General features: G+C 39.4%; 22 protein-coding genes. 9 read left to right on the top strand and 13 right to left on the bottom strand.

Annotated features, from left to right (window positions below):
* Positions 1-95: 95 nt before the first annotated feature.
* The 3 genes from sppA to pncA all read left to right on the top strand — a co-directional run bounded on the left by sppA (position 96) and on the right by pncA (position 3,783).
* Positions 96-1,952, top strand: coding sequence for a signal peptide peptidase SppA (gene sppA / locus ACPEH5_RS13910; RefSeq protein ID WP_042843626.1), 1,857 nt, complete (start codon positions 96-98; stop codon positions 1,950-1,952).
* 170 nt (positions 1,953-2,122) lie between these two features.
* Positions 2,123-3,142 (top strand): asparaginase, encoded by a 1,020-nt coding sequence (gene ansA / locus ACPEH5_RS13905; protein ID WP_042843625.1) that lies wholly within the window; start codon positions 2,123-2,125, stop codon positions 3,140-3,142.
* A gap of 14 nt (positions 3,143-3,156) precedes the next feature.
* Positions 3,157-3,783, top strand: a complete 627-nt coding sequence (gene pncA / locus ACPEH5_RS13900; RefSeq protein WP_042843624.1) for a bifunctional nicotinamidase/pyrazinamidase — start codon at positions 3,157-3,159, stop codon at positions 3,781-3,783.
* A 131-nt stretch (positions 3,784-3,914) separates the two neighbouring features.
* On the opposite strand, the gene ACPEH5_RS13895 is transcribed toward pncA, so the two are convergent.
* Both ACPEH5_RS13895 and msrB read right to left on the bottom strand, forming a co-directional pair.
* Positions 3,915-4,220, bottom strand: a complete 306-nt coding sequence (locus ACPEH5_RS13895) for a YeaC family protein (RefSeq protein WP_042843623.1) — start codon at positions 4,218-4,220, stop codon at positions 3,915-3,917.
* Positions 4,221-4,334: 114 nt separating this feature from the next.
* Positions 4,335-4,748 (bottom strand): peptide-methionine (R)-S-oxide reductase MsrB, encoded by a 414-nt coding sequence (gene msrB, locus ACPEH5_RS13890; protein WP_042843621.1) that lies wholly within the window; start codon positions 4,746-4,748, stop codon positions 4,335-4,337.
* Between the two features lie 355 nt (positions 4,749-5,103).
* Here msrB and gapA point away from each other — a divergent pair, with 355 nt between their 5' ends.
* Positions 5,104-6,099: a glyceraldehyde-3-phosphate dehydrogenase gene (gene gapA / locus ACPEH5_RS13885; RefSeq protein ID WP_004911198.1), complete on the top strand. Its 996-nt coding sequence runs from the start codon at positions 5,104-5,106 to the stop codon at positions 6,097-6,099.
* 341 nt (positions 6,100-6,440) lie between these two features.
* Positions 6,441-7,322 (top strand): D-hexose-6-phosphate mutarotase, encoded by an 882-nt coding sequence (locus tag ACPEH5_RS13880; RefSeq protein ID WP_042843620.1) that lies wholly within the window; start codon positions 6,441-6,443, stop codon positions 7,320-7,322.
* An 84-nt stretch (positions 7,323-7,406) separates the two neighbouring features.
* Here the strand turns inward: ACPEH5_RS13880 and ACPEH5_RS13875 are convergent, their stop codons facing one another.
* The 3 genes from ACPEH5_RS13875 to ACPEH5_RS13865 form a co-directional block, all read right to left on the bottom strand.
* Positions 7,407-8,159, bottom strand: coding sequence for a MipA/OmpV family protein (locus ACPEH5_RS13875; RefSeq protein WP_129465961.1), 753 nt, complete (start codon positions 8,157-8,159; stop codon positions 7,407-7,409).
* Positions 8,160-8,288: 129 nt separating this feature from the next.
* A complete protein-coding gene (alr, locus tag ACPEH5_RS13870; RefSeq protein ID WP_042843617.1) occupies positions 8,289-9,368 on the bottom strand; it encodes an alanine racemase in 1,080 nt (359 codons plus the stop codon).
* Positions 9,369-9,436: 68 nt separating this feature from the next.
* Positions 9,437-10,738: a D-amino acid dehydrogenase gene (locus tag ACPEH5_RS13865; protein ID WP_048607295.1), complete on the bottom strand. Its 1,302-nt coding sequence runs from the start codon at positions 10,736-10,738 to the stop codon at positions 9,437-9,439.
* Between the two features lie 389 nt (positions 10,739-11,127).
* Between ACPEH5_RS13865 and ACPEH5_RS13860 the strand changes: the two genes are divergently transcribed.
* On the top strand, positions 11,128-11,481 hold the full coding sequence (locus ACPEH5_RS13860; protein ID WP_272572604.1) for a hypothetical protein: 354 nt from the start codon (positions 11,128-11,130) through the stop codon (positions 11,479-11,481).
* Positions 11,482-11,583: 102 nt separating this feature from the next.
* On the opposite strand, the gene fadR is transcribed toward ACPEH5_RS13860, so the two are convergent.
* Positions 11,584-12,300 (bottom strand): fatty acid metabolism transcriptional regulator FadR, encoded by a 717-nt coding sequence (gene fadR / locus ACPEH5_RS13855; RefSeq protein ID WP_131680771.1) that lies wholly within the window; start codon positions 12,298-12,300, stop codon positions 11,584-11,586.
* A 221-nt stretch (positions 12,301-12,521) separates the two neighbouring features.
* Here fadR and nhaB point away from each other — a divergent pair, with 221 nt between their 5' ends.
* Entirely contained in the window at positions 12,522-14,072 is a 1,551-nt protein-coding gene (nhaB, locus tag ACPEH5_RS13850) for a sodium/proton antiporter NhaB (protein ID WP_042843612.1), read from the top strand.
* A gap of 152 nt (positions 14,073-14,224) precedes the next feature.
* Positions 14,225-14,740, top strand: a complete 516-nt coding sequence (dsbB, locus tag ACPEH5_RS13845; RefSeq protein ID WP_048607298.1) for a disulfide bond formation protein DsbB — start codon at positions 14,225-14,227, stop codon at positions 14,738-14,740.
* Between the two features lie 92 nt (positions 14,741-14,832).
* Here dsbB and ACPEH5_RS13840 read toward each other — a convergent pair whose 3' ends face one another.
* The 4 genes from ACPEH5_RS13840 to ACPEH5_RS13825 all read right to left on the bottom strand — a co-directional run bounded on the left by ACPEH5_RS13840 (position 14,833) and on the right by ACPEH5_RS13825 (position 19,435).
* Complete coding sequence (locus ACPEH5_RS13840) at positions 14,833-17,115, bottom strand: FdhF/YdeP family oxidoreductase (protein ID WP_281111167.1); 2,283 nt, start codon at positions 17,113-17,115, stop codon at positions 14,833-14,835.
* A gap of 293 nt (positions 17,116-17,408) precedes the next feature.
* A complete protein-coding gene (locus ACPEH5_RS13835; RefSeq protein WP_042843609.1) occupies positions 17,409-17,714 on the bottom strand; it encodes a DUF333 domain-containing protein in 306 nt (101 codons plus the stop codon).
* A gap of 48 nt (positions 17,715-17,762) precedes the next feature.
* Positions 17,763-18,095: a DMT family transporter gene (locus ACPEH5_RS13830; RefSeq protein ID WP_042843608.1), complete on the bottom strand. Its 333-nt coding sequence runs from the start codon at positions 18,093-18,095 to the stop codon at positions 17,763-17,765.
* Between the two features lie 140 nt (positions 18,096-18,235).
* Entirely contained in the window at positions 18,236-19,435 is a 1,200-nt protein-coding gene (locus tag ACPEH5_RS13825; RefSeq protein WP_370661192.1) for a sugar transporter, read from the bottom strand.
* A 354-nt stretch (positions 19,436-19,789) separates the two neighbouring features.
* On the opposite strand from ACPEH5_RS13825, the gene ACPEH5_RS13820 reads away from it, so the two are divergent.
* Positions 19,790-20,011, top strand: a complete 222-nt coding sequence (locus ACPEH5_RS13820) for a DUF2594 family protein (protein WP_042843606.1) — start codon at positions 19,790-19,792, stop codon at positions 20,009-20,011.
* Positions 20,012-20,200: 189 nt separating this feature from the next.
* On the opposite strand, the gene ACPEH5_RS13815 is transcribed toward ACPEH5_RS13820, so the two are convergent.
* From ACPEH5_RS13815 to htpX, 3 genes are all read right to left on the bottom strand, one after another.
* The gene (locus tag ACPEH5_RS13815; RefSeq protein WP_042843605.1) at positions 20,201-20,479 is read right to left on the bottom strand and encodes a hypothetical protein; all 279 of its coding nucleotides are present in this window, start codon (positions 20,477-20,479) and stop codon (positions 20,201-20,203) included.
* 217 nt (positions 20,480-20,696) lie between these two features.
* On the bottom strand, positions 20,697-22,079 hold the full coding sequence (locus tag ACPEH5_RS13810) for an alanine/glycine:cation symporter family protein (protein ID WP_042843604.1): 1,383 nt from the start codon (positions 22,077-22,079) through the stop codon (positions 20,697-20,699).
* Between the two features lie 329 nt (positions 22,080-22,408).
* A complete protein-coding gene (gene htpX / locus ACPEH5_RS13805) occupies positions 22,409-23,290 on the bottom strand; it encodes a protease HtpX (protein WP_042843603.1) in 882 nt (293 codons plus the stop codon).
* Positions 23,291-23,556: the final 266 nt, after the last annotated feature.

The raw sequence follows: 23,556 nt of genomic DNA, 5'->3' as shown, positions 1-23,556 counted from the left end.
AATTTTTAATAGTATCCAAATAGTTTGTCCTCCAAACTGGCAGTCAGTGAATTAATGTCACCTTGGGGAGCAAAATAGGCAGGATAGGAGAGAAAATGCGTCAATTATGGGACATCATCGCTACCATTTTTAAAATTAGCTGGCGAGCGTTAAATTTTATCCGAGAATTTGTTTTCAATGCTATTTTCCTAGTGTTGTTTTTTGTTGTGATTGGCTCAATTGCCCTTTATCAATCAGATTCTCAACCCGAGAAAAACTATTTCGGGGCATTGTATGTCGATTTACAGGGTGTGATTGTTGACCAAGTCTCCGCTCCTGATCCATTCGGCCGTATGAGTCGTGAGTTATTAGGCACCTCAAATAGCCGTATGCAAGAAAACTCCTTGTTTGATATTGTCGATACCATTCGTACCGCAGCTAGCGATGACCGCATTACAGGGATGGTATTACGTTTAGATAACTTAACGGGGGCTGACCAGCCTTCTTTGGCTTACATCGGTAAAGCCATTAACGAATTCAAAGCTGCTGGGAAATCTGTCTATGCTGTTGGTAACAGTTATAACCAGTCACAATACTATCTCGCAAGTTTTGCTGATGATATTTATTTAACACCACAAGGCACTGTAGGGCTTTATGGCTTTGCGACTAACAGCATGTACTATAAGTCGCTGTTAGAAAGGCTTAAGGTTAGTAGTCATATATTCCGTGTGGGGACTTACAAATCTGCTGTTGAGCCACTCATGCGTGACGATATGTCACCAGAGGCACGCTTAGCCAATCAACAGTGGTTAGATGCCTTATGGAACAACTATTTATCTGAACTTGCCACAAATCGCAAAATGACCAGTGCTCAAATTTTCCCGGGTGCAGATGCGATATTATCGCAATTACGTGCTGTTAAGGGCGATAACGCTCAGTATGCGTTAAAACAACGGTTAGTGGATAAACTATATACAAATGAACAAGTTGAAGATTTGCTCTCTAAGCATTTCGGTTGGAATAAAGAAGATAAGCAGTTTAATAATATCAGTATTTACGATTACTCAGCGAAAATAGCCGATACAACTGCAAGCCAAGGGGGGAATATTGCTGTAATCGTTGTTCAAGGTGCGATTATGGACGGCCCTCAAACTGCGGGTATTGCAGGTGGAGACACCATTGCAGCTCAAATTCGTGATGCTCGTCTAGATGATAATATTAAAGCCATTGTATTACGCGTTAATAGTCCTGGTGGTAGTGTTAGTGCATCTGACCTGATCCGTAGCGAACTCGCTTCTGCTCATGCGGCAGGGAAACCTGTTGTAGTCTCAATGGGGGGCATGGCCGCATCTGGGGGCTATTGGGTATCGACGCCTGCTGATTATATTATTGCTAGCCCTAGTACTTTAACGGGTTCAATTGGTATTTTCGGTGTTATCAATACGTTTGAAAAATCATTAGATTCTATTGGCGTCTATACCGATGGGGTATCCACATCTCCCCTTGCAGATATTTCACTAACCAAAGGGATTAGCCCACAATTTGCCGATATGATGCAAATTACTATTGAAAATGGTTATGATACATTTATCGGTTTGGTCGCTAAATCACGTCACAAAACCCCTGCTGAAATAGACAAGATTGCTCAAGGCCGTGTATGGATAGGTCAGGATGCGCTCAAAAATGGCCTAGTTGACCAACTCGGTGATTTTGATAATGCCGTTGATAAAGCCGCAGAACTAGCTAAACTCACTGATGTTAAGCTAGATTGGATGAAACCTGAGCTGACTTTTATGGATCAACTGCTACTTGAATTAACCACCAATGTTCAAGCCGCAATGCCGGATGTACTACAAGTATTCCTACCTCCCGCAGTCGCGACGGATATTCGCCAGCAAGCACAATTTTTCCTAAAAATGAATGACCCGCAAAATCGCTATGCATTTTGCCTTAACTGTGCTGAAATCAACTAATCGCCCCTTTTCCCCTTCAACTTGTTTGAAGGGGATTTATCTCACAATCTAGTTAACTACCTAATTTAAACCTAGCAATTAGCAACTTAACGATAGTAATACACCAATAAATACGTCAAAATCCTAATAATCATTTTTCTTCACTGCGCAGTGATAATTTAGGTAATAAGATGCAAAAAAAATCAATTTATGTCGTCTACACAGGTGGAACCATTGGCATGCGCCATTCGCCACAAGGCTATATTCCTGTTTCTGGTCACCTACAAGCGCAATTGGCACAAATGCCCGAGTTTCACCGCCTTGAGATGCCTGAATTTACCATTCGCGAACATCAACCTCTGATAGACTCCTCGGATATTACACCAGAGGACTGGCAACTTATCGCCGATGATATTTCCGAGAATTACCCCCTATATGATGGCTTTGTGATTTTGCATGGTACGGATACCATGGCATTTACGGCTTCTGCATTATCATTTATGTTTGAAAACTTGAAAAAACCGGTGATAGTGACAGGGTCACAAATACCCTTAGAGGCACTGCGTTCAGATGGGCAAACTAACTTATTAAACGCCCTATATCTCGCCGCAAATTATCCAATAAATGAAGTTGGGTTATTTTTTAATAATAAGTTGTATCGTGGTAACCGTACCGTCAAAGCACATGCGGATGGTTTTGATGCCTTTAGTTCCCCAAACTGTTCCCCTTTAATGGAGGCAGGGATAAATATTCGCTCATTTAATACATGTCCAGCTCCCATTGGCATAGGCGAATTTAAAGCTCACCGGATTACCCCTCAACCTATTGGTGTTGTTACTCTCTATCCTGGCTTATCCATTGAGATTGTGCGTAATATTCTTCAACAACCCGTCAAAGCACTTATTTTACGTTCTTATGGCGTGGGTAATGCCCCTCAACAGCCCGAACTCTTGCGAATACTACGCGAAGCAACTAATAGAGGGATTATTGTGGTCAACCTGACACAATGTATTTCTGGCCGAGTCAATATGGAAGGGTATGCGACAGGTCACGCACTAGCAGACGCCGGGGTGATCAGTGGTTATGATATGACATTTGAGGCAGCATTAAGTAAATTGCATTACTTACTCAGCCAAAATTACACACCTGCATTAATTCGTGAATTAATGCAAAATAACTTACGCGGTGAACTGAGTTACGCTGATGACTAAATACTGGGGGCACAATGAAAACAGCTTTATTGTTAGTCGATTTACAAAATGATTTTTGTACTGGCGGGGCATTAGCCGTTAATGAAAGCGAACATGTCATTGAGGTCGCTAATAAAGCCATTGCACACTGTACACAACAACGCATCACCATTATTGCCAGCCAAGATTGGCACCCCGCCACACACTTGAGCTTTGCTGTTAATTCAGGAACAAAAGTCGGTGAGATAGGCAAACTCAATGGCCTTGACCAAGTTTGGTGGCCAGTACATTGTGTGCAAGGTGAGCTTGGCGCTAATTTTCACCCACGATTGAACCAGCAAGCCATTGAACAGGTGTTTACCAAAGGTGAAAACCCGCAAGTCGATAGTTACAGTGCTTTTTTTGATAACGATAGAGTCAGCCAAACCCAGTTACATGGGTGGCTACAGGCTCAGAATATTTCCCATCTAATAGTCATGGGGATTGCCACTGACTATTGTGTGAAGTTCACAGTATTAGATGCATTAAAATTAGGCTATACGGTTGATGTCCTCACCGATGGGTGCCGAGGCGTTAATTTAGCTGCTGATGATAGCTTAAAAGCACTGCAAAGTATGGAAAAGGAAGGTGCGAAGTTAATCACCCTTGCCGACCTAAATTAAGACAATATTTGTGTATATACAAGTTTTCTCAAATACTTATCACAATGATAATGCTGAGAAAACTTGTTGTGACCCTGTCACTCGCGCAATGGTATTTTTATTATTCTTTCGATGACTAATTCTTACCTACCCTATTCATCATTATTTTGTGGCTTCAATGTTGCTAACATTTCACCTTGGAATAAGGCTTTCAGTTCTTGTTTGCTTTTCATCGTAATTTCACCATCAGTCCCAACAGTCATATGCTCTGGGTTATGGTTATTCCGTGATTGCCACAATAATACCATTTGCAAGCTGTGCTCTTTTTGCTCGCGAGTCAATGCAACGCCATCAGGCCATTTACCTAATTCAACCGCTGTCACTAGACGCTCATAAATCTCTGGGGTCATCGCCGCTAGTAGTTGCTCAAGTTGTTCTGGGTTTACTTCAACACTCACCGTAATGCTCCTTAAAAAGATAATGTATTCGTATTTGGTTATTATTATTTTTGCCCATATAGCTGAATCGTTATTGCTATGGTATTTTTTTCAACTTCAGCTTGCTTCAGCTCACTAACCACGTACCTTTTCGCCTCCCTCATCATCCAAAAAGCTTAATGATGCTGAATTAATACAATAGCGTTGACCCGTCGGCTCTGGACCATCAGGAAATACATGCCCCAAATGCGCATTACAGTTCTGACAACGTACCTCAATACGGTGCATCCCGTGAGAAAAATCCTCAATGTATTTAATGGCGTCATCATTGATGGGTTGGTAGAAACTTGGCCACCCGCAGCCCGCGTCAAATTTAGTCTCAGACATAAATAAAGGTGAACCACAGCACAGACATTCATACACACCATCTTTACGGTTATGCAATAATTGCCCACTAAATGGGGGCTCGGTGCCCGCCTGTTGCGTGACATAACGCTGCATTTCATTTAGCTCTGAAATATCAATGCCTTGTCTTTCTTTACTTGACATAATTTACCCATGTATTTAAATAAATAGAGAGTTTAATTACTATCATACATCAATTTCAATCAACAAAAAATTAACAACATTTTCTGTAAAACTATTCTAAACTAAGAAGCATCTTACTTTCCGTTTTGATTTGTGAACCCTATCACATATATCACTGATAGATGGTTTCATTATGCTGCACAATCCCGATAATACGTGCGGCTGTATTTGTCACTAAAGTGGCTGACAAATAAGCAGTTAGTGGTATCAGAATTGATTTTTTTCAATAATTGACACGATTCCGCTTGACGGCTGGCAAGGTTTTGGTAACTTTAACTACAACTTAATTCACGAATAAATAGCTGGTGGAAATACTATGACTATCAAAGTAGGTATTAATGGTTTTGGTCGTATTGGCCGTATCGTTTTCCGTGCTGCACAAGAGCGTTCTGACATTGAAATCGTTGCTATCAACGACTTGCTTGATGCAGAATACATGGCTTACATGCTGAAATACGACTCAACTCATGGTCGTTTCAACGGTACTGTTGAAGTTAAAGATGGTCACCTAGTTGTAAACGGCAAAAAAATCCGTGTGACTGCAGAAAAAGATCCTGCAAATCTGAAATGGAACGAAGTCGGTGTTGATGTAGTCGCTGAAGCAACAGGTATCTTCCTGACTGACGAAACAGCGCGTAAACACATCCAAGCAGGCGCTAAAAAAGTTGTTCTAACTGGTCCTTCTAAAGATGACACCCCAATGTTTGTTATGGGCGTTAACCACAAAGCATACGCAGGTCAAGAAATCGTTTCTAACGCTTCTTGTACAACTAACTGCTTGGCTCCACTGGCTAAAGTTATCAACGATAAATTTGGTATCGTTGAAGGTCTAATGACAACTGTTCACGCAACAACTGCAACTCAAAAAACCGTTGATGGCCCTTCACATAAAGACTGGCGTGGTGGTCGTGGTGCTGCTCAAAACATCATCCCATCTTCAACTGGTGCTGCTAAAGCAGTAGGTAAAGTTATCCCTGAACTGAATGGCAAACTGACTGGTATGTCTTTCCGTGTCCCTACTCCTAACGTATCTGTTGTTGATTTAACTGTACGCTTAGAAAAACCAGCAACTTATACTCAAATCTGTGATGCTATCAAAGAAGCAGCAGCAGGTGAGTTAAAAGGCGTTCTGGGTTATACAGAAGACGATGTTGTATCAACTGACTTCAACGGTGAAAAACTGACTTCAGTATTCGATGCTAAAGCAGGTATCGCTCTGAATGATAACTTTGTTAAGTTAGTTTCTTGGTATGACAACGAAACTGGTTACTCTAACAAAGTATTAGACTTAATTGCTCATATCTCTAAATAAGCACTGTTAAGCAACAAGTCTGATTGAGCCGCCAATATGGCGGCTCTTTTGTATCTGTATTGAATATAAAATTAACGCTTCATAATTTTGCCTTCTTCGCTTATCGTTAATACCATTATTCGATACGCTATCAATATGACTTGTTTTAAAATGAATGTTATTCACTACGCTTGAAGTATGCGAATAGATACTCTAAATAATCTAAATTGCAGCAAAGCAACAAATAAGTCGCTAAGCGCATACACACGTTTATGACTAGATGTGAATGAGCGTAGTCAACAATACCGCAGTTTGAAGTATGGCGAGTATTAACTCTGTTCCACTAACACAGGTCTAATACCATGCACGACAAAATTTTTGCTCTACCTGTTATTAAGCAGCTGTCTGCTTATATCACACAACGCCAACTTGGCGATCTCCCCCTAATTGTCGTTTCACATCCTAAAGTTTGTGGCGCTGTCAGTTTACAAGGTGCTCAGCTCATTGATTGGCAACCTGCTGGGCAAAAACCATGCCTTTGGTTAAGTTCCGAAAGTGCCTTCAAAGAAGGTGTCGCGATCCGTGGTGGTATCCCCATTTGTTGGCCATGGTTTGGTCCGGTTTCCCCACCTAGCCACGGCTTTGCTCGTCTCTTACCTTGGCAGTTCACCGCACATAATGAACATGAAGATGGTGTAATTTTAACCTTTACACTCACAGATACCGATTATACCCGTAAATTATGGCCTCATGAATTTACCTTAATCCTGAGAATGAAGCTTGGTGAAACCTGTGAGCTCGAATTAGAAAGTTATGGGGACTTCGAAACTACAGCGGCACTTCACACCTACTTCAATATTAGCGATATTCAAAAGGCTACCGTCTATGGGTTAGGTGGTCACTATTTTGATAAAGTCGCGGATAAAGAAGTATATGAAAATGAAGCGCTTAAATTCAATAAGCATATTGACCGCATTTACTCTGAACCCGAAGAGTACAGTTTATTACGTGATGACGGCTGGGCTCGTACTATTGAGATTCACCATTATCATAACAGTGATGTTGTCTGCTGGAATCCTTGGGCTGAATTATCATGTAGCATGCAAGACATGCCAAATAATGGGTATAAACAAATGGTATGCGTTGAAACTGCCTGTATCAATGTGCCAATGAAAAGTGATGCACAACACCCTGCCCGTTTATCCCTTGTGATGATTACTCGTGAGAATAAACCACAAGATTAATAATCTAATTTCAAAAAAATACCCCCTGATAGAAATTACCTTTCAGAGGGTATTTTTTATTCATAGCAATCTTATAAGGTAAAATTAGAAAGTATAAGTTACCCCTGTCCATAAGATCGCAGAAACATCTTTATTTACCATTGGGCTGTCTTTAACTTCACTCGACATGAAGTCTACACGTCCCATAGCGAAAGCCGTCCAATTTTCATCAAAACGGTAATTACCTGACAACTCTAAGTACGGTGACCAGCTGTCACTTGGTTTATAACGTTTTAACCCACTATTACGAGACTCTTTGGAAGAAACCCCATACTCATAACGTGTTTGATTTTTACTATCCCACTTAATACCTACACCTGGAGTCAGAGACCATTTGTCACCTTCAAAGCCATATAAATAAGCTGCTTCAGCGCGTAAGCCATTACTGATCCCTAAGATATCACCGGAGCCATTAAACCTTAATGTCCCCCAATCCGCTTTATGTCGATAGGTTAAACCCGCCATGACAGTATCACGACGGCGGTTTAGCTCACGCATGGCATCGTTATCATTTTCTTTAGGCTTGAAAAATTGTGGGTAATAATATGCATCCAATGATAATTGGTCTTGCTGATCATTCCACAAATAGTAACCTGCAGCTAATGTATGAAAGTAAAAATTTTCACTATCATAATTCACGATAGGAACTGGAGTTAGATAATCACGGGATTTAATCCCTTTATAAGGTGTCGATTGCGCCAATACTGAAGCACCTACTGACCATGTACCGGCAAGTGCAGTACTTGATAACACACTCAATGCAACTGCAAGTGTGGTTAACTTAATCGTTTTAGACATATAAAAACCTAAAAAAATGAGAAATGGATCACTGATATATTATATCAATCCGAAACTATTCCCAATACTCATAACCTAAATCACATTTAAAGCTAAATATGTGAATTAAACAGCAAAATTGGTTAACATTCATTCTACGCTGTTTTGGTAAGATACAGGAACTCTTTTTGCTAATGCACACAATAATTCATACCCAATAGTCCCCGCTGCATGAGCAACATCATCAACAGGTAAATTTTGCCCCCACAGTTCAACCTTATCCCCTAATTGCAAATTGCGGCAATCACTCACGTCAATTGTTAGCATGTCCATAGAAACAGCCCCAAGCAGTGCACAACGCATTCCTTGGCACCATACTGGCGTTCCATTAGGCGCATGGCGGGGATAGCCATCGGCATAACCACATGCAACGGTTGCAATACGCATTGGTTTAGTCGAGGTAAACCTGCTTCCATAACCAATCGACTGCCCGGCTTCAATTTCATGGATTGCAATCACTTCTGATTGTAAACTCATCGCAGCTTTCAGGCCTAACCCTATAATATCTGCCGATTTGCCACTAGGTGAAGCGCCATACAATAAAATACCCGTTCGGATCCAATCATACTGCGTGTATTGGTGCCATAATGCAGCCCCTGAGTTAGCAATGCAGGTTTCTAATGATAAATGTTGAAACTGTTGAATAAGTTGAAAAGGTACTGTTACACCTGTTTTTGTATCTGAATTTGCGAAATGACTCATTAAGGTTAAGCTTTTTACATGGGGGATAGCTGCTAACCGTTCGACTACAGTTTCATAGTCAGTATGAGAAAAACCTAGCCGGTTCATACCACTATTCAACTTGATATATACTGAAATTGGCGCAGAAAACTGTGCATTTTCAATAGCCGCTAATTGCCAGTCACTATGGACACTGGTCGTCAAATTGTATTGGTCAATCAGCTGTAAGTCTTGTGGTTGAAAAAAGCCCTCTAATAACAAAATTGGCCCTTTCCACCCCTCATCACGCAATAAAATTGCCTCATGAAGATCTAACACAGCAAAACCATCGGTTTCTTTTAATGCTGGCCAAATATGCTTTATACCATGACCATAACCGTCCGCCTTCATGACTGACCAAATTTTACACTTTTCTGTGTGCTGCCGTACTATAGATAAGTTATGTTGCAAATTTTGTAGATGAATAACCGCACTAATTGGGCGTGGCATCTTAATTCCTTAAATACATTATTTTTTAATCAGCGATAGACTGTAATTGCAACTTCATGTACTCCCATTTAACGCACTGGCGTCAAATGACCGCTGCTTACAAGCTTGGTATTAAAACCATCAAGATACCTAAATACAGACAAATCATCCGAAGCAATATCAGGCGTGTTACCTGAAATTAAATCCGCCAGCAGTTTTCCAGAACCACATGCCATTGTCCAACCTAAAGTGCCATGCCCCGTGTTTAGATATAGATTATTGTATGCCGTTGGCCCGACTATTGGTGTGCCATCTGGCGTCATAGGCCGAAGCCCAGTCCAAAACTGAGCCTTTTCGATATCACCACCACCTTGATATAAATCTTGTACCACCATTTTTAAGGTTTCGCAGCGTTTTTTAAGGACATCAAGATTAAAACCGACAACTTCGGCCATTCCACCGACACGAATGCGATCATCAAAACGCGTTACAGCAATTTTATAAGTTTCATCAAGTATGGTAGAAGCGGGTGAACGCTGCTCATCAATAATCGGCATTGTTAATGAATACCCTTTTAATGGATAAACCGGAATTTGCACAAGACCCTGTAGTATTGATGTTGAATAAGACCCCATAGCAACAACATACTGATCCGCTTGCACGATTTGGCCATCAATACGGATACCACTAATACGTTTACCATCCGTTAAAATTTGTTCAACCTGTTGACCAAATTGGAATTTAACCCCAGCTAGTTGTGCCATTTTAGCGAGTTTTTTAGTAAATTGCTGGCAATCACCGGTTTCATCATTCGGCAACCTCAACCCACCAGTTAGCTTATGTTTAACAAATTCTAATGCAGGTTCAGCTTTAATGAGTTGGTCGGATGTTAAAAGCTCATAAGGCACGCCTTCCTGTTGTAACACTGCAATATCATTAGCAGCATTATCAAACTGTTTAGCTGTACGGAACAGCTGTAATGTGCCCCCTTGACGGGCTTCATAGCCAATCCCCGTATCAGCCCTAAGTTGCCGAATACAGTCGCGGCTATACTCCGCAATCCTTACCATGCGGCTTTTATTCATCGCATAATGTTGAATATCACAGTTTTTCAGCATCTGCCACATCCAGCGCAACTGAAATAACGTACCATCAGGCCGAATAGCTAATGGAGCATGTTTTTCAAACATCCACTTCACTGCTTTTAGTGGTATGCCTGGTGCCCCCCATGGCGTTGCGTAACCAGGGGATATTTGCCCTGCATTAGCTGCGCTGGTTTCTTCTGCTACATCATGCTGCCTATCAACAACCAGTACTTCATGGCCTTCTTGAGCTAAATACCATGCTGTTGTAACACCAATCACTCCTGCCCCTAACACTAGAACTTTCATAAGCACCCCAGATGCAAAGTATTCAATTATTATTTAGGATAATATTCTAGAAATTATTTGCCAATGTGGTGAATTAACACTTTTAACAAAATAGATAATAAAACCAACACTTGATGATTTTTATTTACAAAAAAGTTAATTGTTCTAGTGAAATTAGAGCCAAAAAACAAAAAAGAACATATCAAATTGATTTTAAATAAAAATAATTAATCTCAAAAAAACCAAGTTCGATATTTTATACTTTAATTTAATGAATACTGTCTTTTATGGGTGGGTTTACAAATTACGTGACTTAAATTTTTATACTAAAAATATATTCTTTCCTAGTTTATTTATCCAAATAATAATCCATTATGAAAAAAACGATTAAAAATGTTAAAGGAAAGTATATGACTAAAAAGATCATCCCTATTATTTGTGCCCTGAATGTAATTTTTCTATCTATAGCCCCAAGTATTGCAGAAGAGTATTGCGAACCCACCATGAAAAGAAATTTGATAAAAAATAAAGGGAAAAATATATGCTTTTCTATAAGACCCCTTCCTATATGTACCCCCCCAGCAACGGCAGTTTCTTATGTTAAAACTACAGTTCAATTCAATTGTGTAACTAAGGGTGAACATTTGGTTTTAAGCGAAAGTGAGCAATTAAACAAAATAATTACTCGGTTAGAAAATAAAGATGTAGATTATTCCGAAGATATTGCTATCCCTCGCTACTGTACATGTCCTAGCAAACTCTAGTTAATACATATTGTATTTACTAATCTAGTCAATCATTCACTTGTAAAAAAGCCAGCCGACATAAGATGCGGGCTGGCTTTTATGCCTTATCGATTACCTAATTTAGCGAGTGTGTGCTAAATCTGAAGGCATATTACCCTGCATACTCTGCCAAATTAAGCCACTTTCCTTCCCGTAATTTCGGACACAATCCATAATGCGATCGTATGCTTGCTCACGGCAAAGATTACTCAATTGTTGGTAAAAACTTAATGCAAGGCGTCTTGCTTCAGGATTAGAGAAATAATAACGCCCAACACGCGTATATAGCCCTCTTAAGCCATTAATAATCAAACCGTAGATAGGGTTACCTGATGCGAATGCAAGCCCACGGAAGACGTTATAATCCAAATCACTAAATGCATCTGAATTATCATCAACTTTTTCTCGGCCAGCTAACACTTCTAACGACTTTTCAGGGTTATTACGAAATGCAGTACGAATAAAAATTGCAGCAATATTAGTCCGCACAGCTAATAAATTATCAATTAGCTGAGGCACTCTATCGTGATCCAATCTGGCCAGTGTTTCCAAAATATTGAGGCCTGATGTTTCCCAATAATTATTCACTTTTGTTGGTTTACCATGTTGAATAGTTAACCAACCGTCACGCGCTAGACGTTGCAACACCTCGCGAAGAGTTGTGCGTGTTACACCGATTAACTCGGAGAGTTCACGCTCAGCGGGTAGTATTGAACCTGGTGGAAAACGGTTGTTCCATATGCTCTCAATAATGTACTCTTCCGCGAAACCTGCCGGACTTTGAGCTTTAATAACCATATTTTTATTATTCCAAACATTTAGACGGATATTGGGGAAATCATACCAGATTGTCGTCTCCTGATATAGTTAGACTCAAAATAAAGAGTGAGACGAATCATAGAATTCCCATATAATTCATACATTATCAATTAGCAAATGGGCTTATAATCGATAAAAGATCAGAGTAGTATGTAATAGAACGTTACACGACATCCGTATAAAGAGGATAACGAACCATAATGGATTTTAGTTTAAAAAGTGCTTTTTTGAAAAATTTTCTTGGAAATTCACCAGATTGGTACAAATTAGCAATTATCATATTTCTAATAATAAACCCTGTTGTTTTCTATTTTATCAGCCCTTTTGTGGCAGGCTGGTTATTGGTAATTGAATTTATATTCACCTTAGCAATGGCACTTAAGTGTTATCCATTGCAACCTGGGGGGTTATTAGCAATCGAAGCCGTGATCATCGGCATGACGACACCAAAACAAATTTCACATGAAATAAGCAATAACCTTGAGGTTATTTTACTGTTGATCTTTATGGTCGCCGGTATCTACTTCATGAAGCAATTGCTCTTGTTCGTTTTTACCAAACTGTTGATAAACGTGCGTTCTAAACGCATCCTTTCCCTTGCATTTTGTATGGCGAGTGCATTTTTATCTGCATTTTTAGATGCCTTAACGGTTATAGCCGTAGTCATTAGCGTCTCAATTGGTTTTTATTCTATTTACCATCAATATGCTTCTAACCAACACAGCGATACCGACTTACAAAATGATGGTTTTATTGATAGCACAGAAAAAAAACAAACACTTGAACAGTTCCGTTCTTTTTTGCGCAGCATAATGATGCATGCGGGTATTGGTACTGCCCTTGGTGGGGTGATGACAATGGTGGGGGAACCACAAAATCTGATCATCGCTAAACATGTTAACTGGGACTTTATCACTTTTTATATCCGTATGGCGCCCGTCACTATTCCTGTCTTTATTTGTGGGTTATTAGTGTGCTTTCTTGTCGAGAAGTTTAAGTTATTTGGTTATGGAGCTGAACTCCCTGCTTCCGTGCGCCAAATATTAACCGAGCACGATAAAAAACTAACTGAAAAACGCACCAAAAAAGAGCTGGCACAACTGATTGTTCAAGGTTTAATCGGTATCTGGTTAATTGTGGCTCTTGCTTTCCATTTAGCAGAAGTTGGCTTAATTGGGTTATCGGTCATTGTGATGGCAACCGCTTTTTGCGGCATCACAGAAGAACACGCTCTAGGTAAAGCTTTCGAGGAGGCGCTACCATTTACCGCATTACTTACGGTGTTTTTTAGTATTGTAGCGGTTATCATTGACCAACAGCTATTTACTCCGTTTATTCAATTTGTATTACAGTCATCTGAATCGTCGCAGTTGTCATTGTTCTATCTGTTCAATGGCCTATTATCTGCCGTTTCAGACAATGTATTTGTTGGGACTGTGTATATTACCGAAGCCCTAAAAGCAGCAAATGACGGCTTAGTATCAATGGAACAATACCAATTTCTAGCGGTTGCAATTAATACAGGGACAAACTTACCTTCTGTTGCCACCCCTAATGGTCAAGCTGCTTTCTTATTTTTGCTGACTTCAGCGCTATCACCTTTGATCCGTTTATCATATGGCCGGATGGTATGGATGGCTTTGCCTTATACCATTGTCATGACAATTGTCGGCTTATTAGGCGTTGAGTTATGGCTAGTACCAATAACCTATTGGATGGAAAGTATTGGTTTGATTACATTTGCACAATAACTATACTGATAAACTATGAGCCGTATGCAAATACGGCTCATTTGTAATTTTGCGTAAAACCCTATCTAAAATTGCATTATTTCACTTTAAGTGCTTTTTTTATCCGTCTGATAAGGGCAAAATGTGCGCATCACTCAATTAGGATATTAAGTATGTTCAGATTTTTTAACTACTGCTCACAAGGAAGAGGTGCATGGCTATTGATGGCCTTTACTGCCTTCATGCTCGAGTGTGCTGCTCTATATTTTCAACATGTGATGAAACTACAACCCTGTGTAATGTGTATCTATGAACGCGTTGCATTACTTGGTGTTATGGCTGCCGGCTTAATAGGCGCAATTGCACCACGTAATATTATCATTCGTTGGGTTGCTATCATTATTTGGGTTTATTCTGCTTGGCGTGGCTTAGAGCTTTCTTGGGAACATACCATGCTCCAGCTCTATCCTTCTCCATTCGCATCTTGTGATTTCTTTGTGAACTTCCCTGATTGGCTACCATTGCAAACTTGGGTTCCAGCAGTATTTGAAGCGACGGGTGACTGCGCGGTTAGGCAGTGGGCATTTTTAGGGCTCGATATGCCTCAATGGTTGATTGGTATTTTTGCTGTTTATTTTGTTATCGCCATTATTGTTGCCATTAGCCAATTCTTCCCTGCTAAAAAATGATTTAAACCTTCTTATTGTATCCCCCTAGCTTTAATTTCAAACTGGGGGGATATCTTACATTTAATCTGATTGATAAATATAAATACACATAATTACTGTATTACGTGTTCTAATTTGATTGGGATATTTTTATAGGCAGGTATCCCACATTCAGGGTCATAACTATCCAATGAAATTAAATTATTGGCTTCAGGGAAATAAGTCGCAACGCAACGGTCAGCCATATCATAGATAACTACCGTTAAATTATCTAAACGGCGCTTAGTCGGTTTTTGGTTGCTATCTAACGCAATTAAGTTAACTTTATCCCCCGCTTTTAATTTCTGTTTTTGCGCCTCAGCACCGCTAATAAAAACGACATCCCTTTGCCCAAATACCCCACGATAGCGGTCATTTAACCCGTATATGGTCGTATTATACTGGTCATGGCTGCGCAATGTCGCAAGAACTAGCTCACTATTTACCGCTGAATTAGGGTCTTCAATCACCCCAACGGTTGGAATGAAATTAGCTTTACCTGATTTAGTTAACCAACGCCGCTCAGAAGCCGCATTTGTAAGGTGAAAGCCTCCCGGTATTTTGATGCGGGCGTTAAAGTTATCAAAACCGGGTAATACTGCTTCCATTGCATCACGGATCAGGTCGTAATTACCAATGAAAGCATCCCATTCAACTTTACTATTCGGTATTGTCGCTTTGGCAATCCCTGCAACAATGGCACATTCAGATTTCAAATAAGGGCTACAAGGTTTTAATAATCCCTTTGAGGCATGTACCATTGACATTGAGTCTTCCACTGTCACGCATTGCACTCCACTACTTTGCCTGTCGATTTCACTTCGCCCCAGCACTGGTAGTATGAATGTATTTTTGGCTGTTAATAAATGAGAACGGTTAAGTTTAGTCGCAGTATGCACAGCCAAATCAAGCTTTTTCATGCCTTCAAAGCAGGCATCTTTATCAGGCATGGCAACCGCCAAGTTGCCCCCCATACAGATTAATGCGTTTGCACTCCCATTATAAATCGCTTGCATACTGGCAACTGCAGCATGACCGAACTCACTCGGAGGACGAAAACCAAAACGCTGTTCAATTTTATTAAGAAAACTTTTAGATGGTTTTTCTGTGATCCCGACCGTACGGTCGCCCTGTACGTTAGAGTGCCCCCTTAGTGGGCAAATCCCTGCGCCTTCTCGCCCAATATTACCTTTCAGCAACAATAAGTTGACTAATTGCTGTACGTTTTTAGTTCCATGCTGATGCTGAGTTATCCCCATGCCATAGCAAATTATGGTGCTTTTCGCTTCAATATAAAGGTCTGCGATTTCATCAATAGACTCATGCGATAAGCCTGATACCCTTAAAATATCGTCCCAACTGGTCGTCAATAAATCATTTTTTAATGTTTCATACCCATCGGTATGGGCTGATATAAACTCGGTATCTAGGAGCGCTTTTTCGCCTGAGTCAATGGCCGCCTGATGTCGCTCAATCAGCCGCTTCATGACCCCTTTGATTAAAGCTGTATCTCCCCCAATCCGCACTTTATAATAATGACCAGCAAGTGGGGTTGATTCTAATGTCAGCATTTCTATTACGTCTTGCGGATATGTAAAACGTTCAAGACCACGTTCTCTTAACGGATTAATCGCTATAATTTTAGCTCCCCGTTTAGAAACTTCACGTAACGAACTAAGCATTCGTGGATGGTTAGTCCCAGGGTTATGGCCGATACAAATAATTAAATCCGCTTTATCAAAATCCTCTAATAATACCGTTGCTTTACCAACCCCTATCGAAGCAGCTAGCCCAACACTTGTGGGCTCATGACACATATTTGAACAGTCAGGAAAATTATTTGTTCCGTATTCTCTGGCCAGTAATTGATATAAAAATGCCGCTTCATTCGAAGTTCTACCTGACGTATAAAATTCAACAGTATTTGGATCAGAATAACTCCGCAGACGCTCTCCTATTTGTTGAAATGCATCATCCCATTCGACCGATTCATATTTATCTGTTAATGAATTATATTTCATTGGGTGCGTTAAACGTCCTTCATTCTCTAAATGAAAATCATCCCAATCAAGTAATTCAGTTACTGTATGTTTTTCAAAAAAATGGGGGGTAGTACGTTTTGATGTGGCCTCCCAAGCAATGGCTTTGGCTCCATTTTCGCAGATATCGAAAGAAGCGGTATGTACTGGATCTGGCCACGCACACCCCGGACAGTCAAAGCCGTCAACCTTATTCATATCAAACATTGCAATAATATCATGACCCACTTTCATTTGTTCACGCAATGCTTCTGCAACAGCTTTAACTGCCCCCCAACCGGCGGCAGGTCCAGTGTATTCTTCAATTTTCTTTTTCATTTGTCATTACTCTTTAATAAATAGAACATGTATTTATCTGTGTTTTTATAATTATCTAAATTGCTTTTACAATTTAATACTAGTAATTAAAAAATTAAATATCAATAATTAAATTAAGGACTTAAATAGATGCTCGCAATTAGACGATGGACAAATGAATGTTTTAAAATAAAAATAAAACCTAATAAATAATTATTAAAATTATTTTATGAATTTAATGTTTAATATTTAATAAGTAATCAACCTCATATTAACGATTAATAAGAGGTTAATACATTTCATAAAAAGATGAGTTATATGCAAGCACCGGATTGAATAATATCAGCAGCGCAACGTTTACCATTGGCGAATTGACAAACCGCAGTTTGAGTTCCATTTAACTCTAGAGTAAGTGCAGGTAAACCGCCAGCCGAAACACAAGCTTCTTGTACACCTGGGCCCAAATTAACAATTTGTTGAGCATAATTTGCAGCTACGGTATCTGCTTGGTCGGTTTTATTTCCACCAGAACTGCTACAGGCGGATAAAGTGAAAACGAATGCCCCAGCAGCAACCATTGACATTATCGTTTGTAACCGCAAATTGATTCTAAGTCTCATTTCTTTCTCCGCTAACACTCGCTCTACATAATGATTTTGTAGCACTTATTAATGCGTACCACTCTTTGAGAGTAGATTGATGATTAAAACACCAACTATAATAAACAGCATACCAATAATTGCAGGTAAATCGAGCTTTTGGTTGTAAATATAAATTGCAGCAATAGAAACTAACACAATCCCTAACCCTGACCAGATCGCATAAGCTATCCCTAATGGCATTACTTTGACTACTTGCGAAAGTCCCCAAAAAGACACCGCATAACCAATCACCACCACTAAAGAAGGCCAAAAACGACTAAAACCATCTGAAGCCTTAAGCGTTGTCGTAGCAATAACCTCAGCGATAATAGAAATAAATAAAAAGCTCAGCCCTTTCATACATTTTCCTTATTATTAAAATTATTAACGGTAAAATTTACCCTATACCTTTTATTCATACAAATAATGAACAATAAAAAGCCCCATCTTTCTTTACGAAAGACAGAGCGTTATTTTTATAAATTTTCTTACAAAACTGACTAATGGCTTGTTGCAACTGCAGTTTTATCTTCCAGCGATTGACTATAGCGTTTAAATAAGTAAATACACAAAATCAATGTAATTATACCAATACACCCGCCAATATAACCAATATTAGTCATCCCCATATGAACAATAACTAGGTTCCCCAGTAGCGCACCGCCACCAATACCTATATTAAAAATCCCTGAGAAAATTGACATTGCCAAGTCAGTTGCATCAGGAGATAAATCAATCACTTTAACCTGTAGACCTAAGCCGATACACATCATGGCGATACCCCAGAAAACGGATAGCATAATCAACGACCAGACATCTGAGCCTAAAGGCATTAGCAATAATAAACACACCGTCATTAGGGCAATTGCTGTTGGTAAGAAAAACAACGAAAACTTGCTACTATAACGACTAAATATAACACTCCCGATAATGCCAGCCCCACCAAAAATCAGTAACAATAATGTCGCAAAATTTTGGCTTTGCAATGCGATTTCACGGACAAAAGGTTCAATGTAACTGTAAGCAGTAAAATGAGCAGTCACAGCTAGAACAGTTAACGCAAACATCCCCACCAGTGCGGGACGTTTAAATAAGACGGGGACACTTTTTAACGAACCGGAGTGTTCACTCGGTAAACGAGGTAGGAAACGTATTAACACTATCATGGTAAATAAGGCAATAACACCAATACATAAAAAGGTGACCCTCCACCCTAAAAATTGCCCTATTACACGCCCAATTGGTAGCCCTAAAACAGTTGCTAATGCGGTACCTGTTGCTAATAAGCCCAACGCTTGCGCCTTCTTGCCTGCAGGTGCAACACGAATAGCTAAAGAAGCCGTTATCGACCAAAATACCGCATGCGATAAAGCAACGCCAATTCGCCCACCAATTAGTATTTCAAAGCTCCATGCAAACCCTGAAATAATATGGCTAACAATAAAAATGACAAATAAAAAAGCTAATAATTTACGACGCTCAATTTTACTGGTTAATAACATTAAGGGTAACGACATCAATGCTACGACCCAAGCATAAATCGTAATCATTAACCCTGTATGAGCGACTGACATGTCAAAACTTTGTGCAATATCACTAAGTAGTGCAACTGGGACAAATTCTGTTGTATTAAAAACAAACGCTGCAACCGCAAGAGCGACTACGCGGATCCACGCTGTTCTTCTAGAAACCTGAGTCATATTCATCTTAGCCTTCATTTCCCACAAGTAAAATGCACTAACTGATTAACAGCTTGTGAAGGTTGCCGCGAAAGGATATTAGTATTCGATATGGGTTTGATTAACCATTCAGCTCTTATTTAAGCTAAAACCCATTTTTGTGAATTATATCACAACTTTCAGTGGGGCTTAAAGGTCAGGCTTCCGCCAGCGAGCACAAAAACAGGAAGGTTTCCCTGTTATATCCCCCCCTTAACGTATATAGGTTCCCCTTGTTTAGCAAATAACTATTACGCTCATTTATCTGAAAGCACATATCATTCCTTTTTATGCTACAATCTCACGATTATTTTTTATTTTTAAAGGACCTTGTTAATGAAAAACCATTTCCCTACTGATCCTGACGTGAATACTTTAGCTGATGAGATAACTTGTTTAAAAAATTTACTCACTCATATGCTTAAAGCTATTGGTCAAGCTGATGCAGGTAAAATTTTAATCAAAATGCAACGTGAAATCGCACTCATAGAAGATGAAAAACAAGCAGAAACCTATAAAAACACGTTAGAACAAATAAAAACGGCCTATCGCCAATAGATTATTTAGCGATAAATGCTATTTTAAGGATATATATTCTATTGAATGGTTTAAACTGCACAAATAACTAAGTTTTGAATTTTTAAATCAACTATCTTAGTTCTCGAATTAAACCATTCTTTATTCATTTAGCTCCCCCTTCAGACCCTATGAAGGGGGCTTTTTTTATCTACCAACACAGTTTATTAATTAAACATTATTCCGCTTATAAATATCTTGGCAGTACTGCACGTACTCATCGAGTGTTGTAGTTGAAGTTTGTTTTTCCCAACATTTTTGTTCTTCAAAGGCCCATACTTTGAACAATTGACCAAGATTGGCTCCTGACATCCCAACCTCTTTATAGATCCTATGATAAAAACCTTGTTCAGAACGGTAGATTTCAAATTTAAATGCAACTAATCGAGCGGGATTTGTCGTTGTCATAAAATCATTACCAAACACCAACGTTTTTTCCAGAATATCCATTCGGTCTCCTTGTGAATAAGTCAAAAGTTAATAGATAATATTTCATAAGTGAAAATTGATTAACTATTCTTAGCATAGCGCATTTAAACCTATTGCGTAGTTTGGTTTACATAAAACCCATTGAAAGCACTTAGAGATGATTAACCAAAAAGGGGTAAGGATACACACTAATTTAATGAAGAAGCTTCACCGAAGTGAAGCTTTTTACGGGGGGTATTTATGATTTGTTATCGTATAACTGTTTAGCCATATCAATACTATCCGCATTAACATCTTTTATATGGTCTCGAGTTAATCGATACACTACAGGGCTCAATAACAACAATGCAATTAAGTTAGGGATTGCCATCATCGCATTTAGCGTATCAGCCAATAACCAGACAAAATCAAGTGATTGGGTTGCACCGATTGGTAAAGCGATTAACCAAAGCACTCTAAACGGTTTGATAGCCCTTAATCCAAATAGATACTGCACACATTTTTCACCATAAAAACTCCACCCCAAAATGGTGGTAAATGCAAAAACAGCTAACGCAATAGCGACAATATAATTCCCACCCGGTATTGCTGATTGAAATGAAAAAGCGGTCAGCGTTGCGCCTGTCTGGCTAGTCAACCACCCTCCAGTGATAATGATCGTCAAACCAGTGACTGAACACACAATAATAGTATCAATAAACGTACCAAGCATTGCAATTAGCCCTTGGCGAATAGGGTTCTGTGTTTTCGCCGCAGCATGGGCAATAGGAGCACTTCCTAAGCCTGCTTCATTGGAAAAAACCCCTCTCGCAACCCCAAAGCGAATCGCAGCCCAAACAGCAGCACCGGCAAAGCCACCTTGTGCCGCCACAGGGTTAAACGCAGACGTCACTACTAAGGAAATTGCAGCAGGGATTTGCGTAAAATAAATACCAAGTACAATTAACCCTGCACCAAAATAAGCGACAGTCATAAATGGTACTAACTTACCAGCGACATCAGAGATACGGCGTAATCCACCAATCAACACTGCACCAACAAGTAAAACCAATACCCCTGCTGTTAACCACTTATGCACTCCAAAGTTACTTTCTAGTACATCCGCCACTGAGTTAGCTTGTACCGTATTACCGATGCCAAAACTTGCACATGCACCAAAAAAAGCAAATAGAGTACCTAACCAAATCCATTTAGGCCCCAATCCATTTTTGATGTAATACATTGGGCCACCAATATATTGCCCATATTTATCCACTTCACGAAAACGAACTGCAAGTACAGCTTCAGAGTATTTAGTTGCCATTCCAACCAACGCTGTCATCCACATCCAAAAGAGTGCTCCAGGCCCTCCCATCACAACAGCAGTTGCCACCCCTGCAATATTCCCAGTCCCAATTGTTGCAGACAATGCTGTCATCAAAGCATTAAATGGCGATATTTGCCCTTCACCGCGTGACTCGTTTTTTTGAAATAATAATCTAAAACCTGTTCCTATTTTCCTTATTGGCAAGAACGCGAGCCTAATTTGCATGTATATACCAACGCCTAAAATCCCAACTAGCATAGGTACGCCCCATACTATCCCGTTGAGTTCACTTAACCACGTAGTTATTAGCTCCATCTTACCCCCAAGTTAATCACTCTTATTTTTTAATTAACATTTATTAAACAAATCACCATCAATTTAATAAAGATTAAAAATGAAATAAAAGCGAACAAAAATTTAAAAAATTACCACTTACGATGCAAGATTGTGAGAAAGCTCACTTGTGATTAATATATTTTAATTACCGATACAGTTAAATTGTGAATAAATCTTAAGCTTAAAATTTCTTACTGATTAACAGCTTTCTTGGTACAAGTGAGAGGACTTTTGTCCATAAAAAAAGCCCAGTAATAAAATGATTACTGGGCTTAGTTTTTAGATTTCGACTAAACAGTTAAGTTAGACTATTTTAAATACTCACCTGAACGCAGCGCTTCGATTCGTTTATCTAATGGTGGGTGAGATAAAAACAATTCACTAAATGCTTTTCCTCGGCCATTGATACAAAATGCCATTAAGCGCCCTTCTTCTTGCGGCTCATAACTCGTTTTCAGTCGTTGTAATGCGGCGATCATTTTTTCGCGCCCGACTAGTTTTGCCGACCCGGCATCTGCATGGAATTCACGATAACGAGAGAACCACATAGTGATAATGCTGGCTAAAATACCAAAAACAATTTCCAACACCATGGAAACGGCGAAATACACCATAGGGTTACCGTTACTACTTTCACTTTCATTATCGCTGTTTGACATAAAGCCTGCCGCGAGTTGTGCGATAATACGTGAAATAAAGATAACAAAAGTATTCACAACCCCTTGTAATAAGGTCATTGTTACCATGTCACCGTTCGCAATATGGCTAATTTCGTGAGCAATAACCGCTTCCGCTTCGTCACGGCTCATATTTTCTAATAAACCAGTACTTACTGCGACTAACGAAGCATCACGACGGGCTCCCGTAGCGAACGCATTGATATCCGGCGCATGGTAAATAGCCACCTGTGGCATTTGGATACCAACTTGTTGTGCTTGGCGCTCTACCGTTGACATTAACCATTGCTCTGTTTGGTTGCGAGGAGTTTCAATTACCTCACCACCAACTGATTTCAAAGCCATCCATTTAGACATCAGCAGTGAGATAAATGCACCACCAAAACCAAATAACCCCGCCATGATCATCAAGCCTTGGACACTACTACCTCTAATACCGGTTAAGCTTAAGATTATTCCAAACACAAACATAACGGCTAAGTTTGTGAGTAAGAATAAAGCAATTCTCATCATTTTTTTGTATTCCTTGGTAAAAACTAATATCACGTAGAATTTACTTTATAAATAAGGTTTTTTCACACTATTTCAAGTCAATTAACATCAAAATATTAAAAAACAACATAACTTTACATTGAAACCACTAAAACGGGTTACTATTTTCTCTATTCAATCACAATAAAGAATGATTAAATTTAACCAATTGTTTTTAAAGGCTCAATTTATAACCAGCTCACATTAAATTGTTCCAATGTTAAAATGATAATGCTGGTTATTATACG

Origin of the sequence: Providencia sp. NPDC089933, from assembly GCF_049545585.1 — a bacterium.
GTDB lineage: Bacteria > Pseudomonadota > Gammaproteobacteria > Enterobacterales > Enterobacteriaceae > Providencia > Providencia huashanensis.
Note: the sequence above shows the minus strand (reverse complement) of the source record. Positions and strands in the feature narration are given on the sequence as shown.

Bases quoted from the DNA above. Each gene is read 5' to 3' on its own strand.
- dsbB (WP_048607298.1), top strand. From the start codon at position 14,225: ATGTTCAGATTTTTTAACTACTGCTCACAAGGAAGAGGTGCATGGCTA.
- ACPEH5_RS13880 (WP_042843620.1), top strand. From the start codon at position 6,441: ATGCACGACAAAATTTTTGCTCTACCTGTTATTAAGCAGCTGTCTGCT.
- alr (WP_042843617.1), bottom strand. From the start codon at position 9,368: ATGCCACGCCCAATTAGTGCGGTTATTCATCTACAAAATTTGCAACAT.
- htpX (WP_042843603.1), bottom strand. From the start codon at position 23,290: ATGATGAGAATTGCTTTATTCTTACTCACAAACTTAGCCGTTATGTTT.
- ACPEH5_RS13865 (WP_048607295.1), bottom strand. From the start codon at position 10,738: ATGAAAGTTCTAGTGTTAGGGGCAGGAGTGATTGGTGTTACAACAGCA.
- msrB (WP_042843621.1), bottom strand. From the start codon at position 4,748: ATGTCAAGTAAAGAAAGACAAGGCATTGATATTTCAGAGCTAAATGAA.
- ACPEH5_RS13815 (WP_042843605.1), bottom strand. From the start codon at position 20,479: ATGGATATTCTGGAAAAAACGTTGGTGTTTGGTAATGATTTTATGACA.
- nhaB (WP_042843612.1), top strand. From the start codon at position 12,522: ATGGATTTTAGTTTAAAAAGTGCTTTTTTGAAAAATTTTCTTGGAAAT.
- ansA (WP_042843625.1), top strand. From the start codon at position 2,123: ATGCAAAAAAAATCAATTTATGTCGTCTACACAGGTGGAACCATTGGC.
- sppA (WP_042843626.1), top strand. From the start codon at position 96: ATGCGTCAATTATGGGACATCATCGCTACCATTTTTAAAATTAGCTGG.
- pncA (WP_042843624.1), top strand. From the start codon at position 3,157: ATGAAAACAGCTTTATTGTTAGTCGATTTACAAAATGATTTTTGTACT.
- ACPEH5_RS13810 (WP_042843604.1), bottom strand. From the start codon at position 22,079: ATGGAGCTAATAACTACGTGGTTAAGTGAACTCAACGGGATAGTATGG.
- ACPEH5_RS13860 (WP_272572604.1), top strand. From the start codon at position 11,128: ATGACTAAAAAGATCATCCCTATTATTTGTGCCCTGAATGTAATTTTT.
- gapA (WP_004911198.1), top strand. From the start codon at position 5,104: ATGACTATCAAAGTAGGTATTAATGGTTTTGGTCGTATTGGCCGTATC.
- ACPEH5_RS13820 (WP_042843606.1), top strand. From the start codon at position 19,790: ATGAAAAACCATTTCCCTACTGATCCTGACGTGAATACTTTAGCTGAT.
- ACPEH5_RS13835 (WP_042843609.1), bottom strand. From the start codon at position 17,714: ATGAGACTTAGAATCAATTTGCGGTTACAAACGATAATGTCAATGGTT.
- ACPEH5_RS13830 (WP_042843608.1), bottom strand. From the start codon at position 18,095: ATGAAAGGGCTGAGCTTTTTATTTATTTCTATTATCGCTGAGGTTATT.
- ACPEH5_RS13840 (WP_281111167.1), bottom strand. From the start codon at position 17,115: ATGAAAAAGAAAATTGAAGAATACACTGGACCTGCCGCCGGTTGGGGG.
- fadR (WP_131680771.1), bottom strand. From the start codon at position 12,300: ATGGTTATTAAAGCTCAAAGTCCGGCAGGTTTCGCGGAAGAGTACATT.
- ACPEH5_RS13875 (WP_129465961.1), bottom strand. From the start codon at position 8,159: ATGTCTAAAACGATTAAGTTAACCACACTTGCAGTTGCATTGAGTGTG.
- ACPEH5_RS13825 (WP_370661192.1), bottom strand. From the start codon at position 19,435: ATGACTCAGGTTTCTAGAAGAACAGCGTGGATCCGCGTAGTCGCTCTT.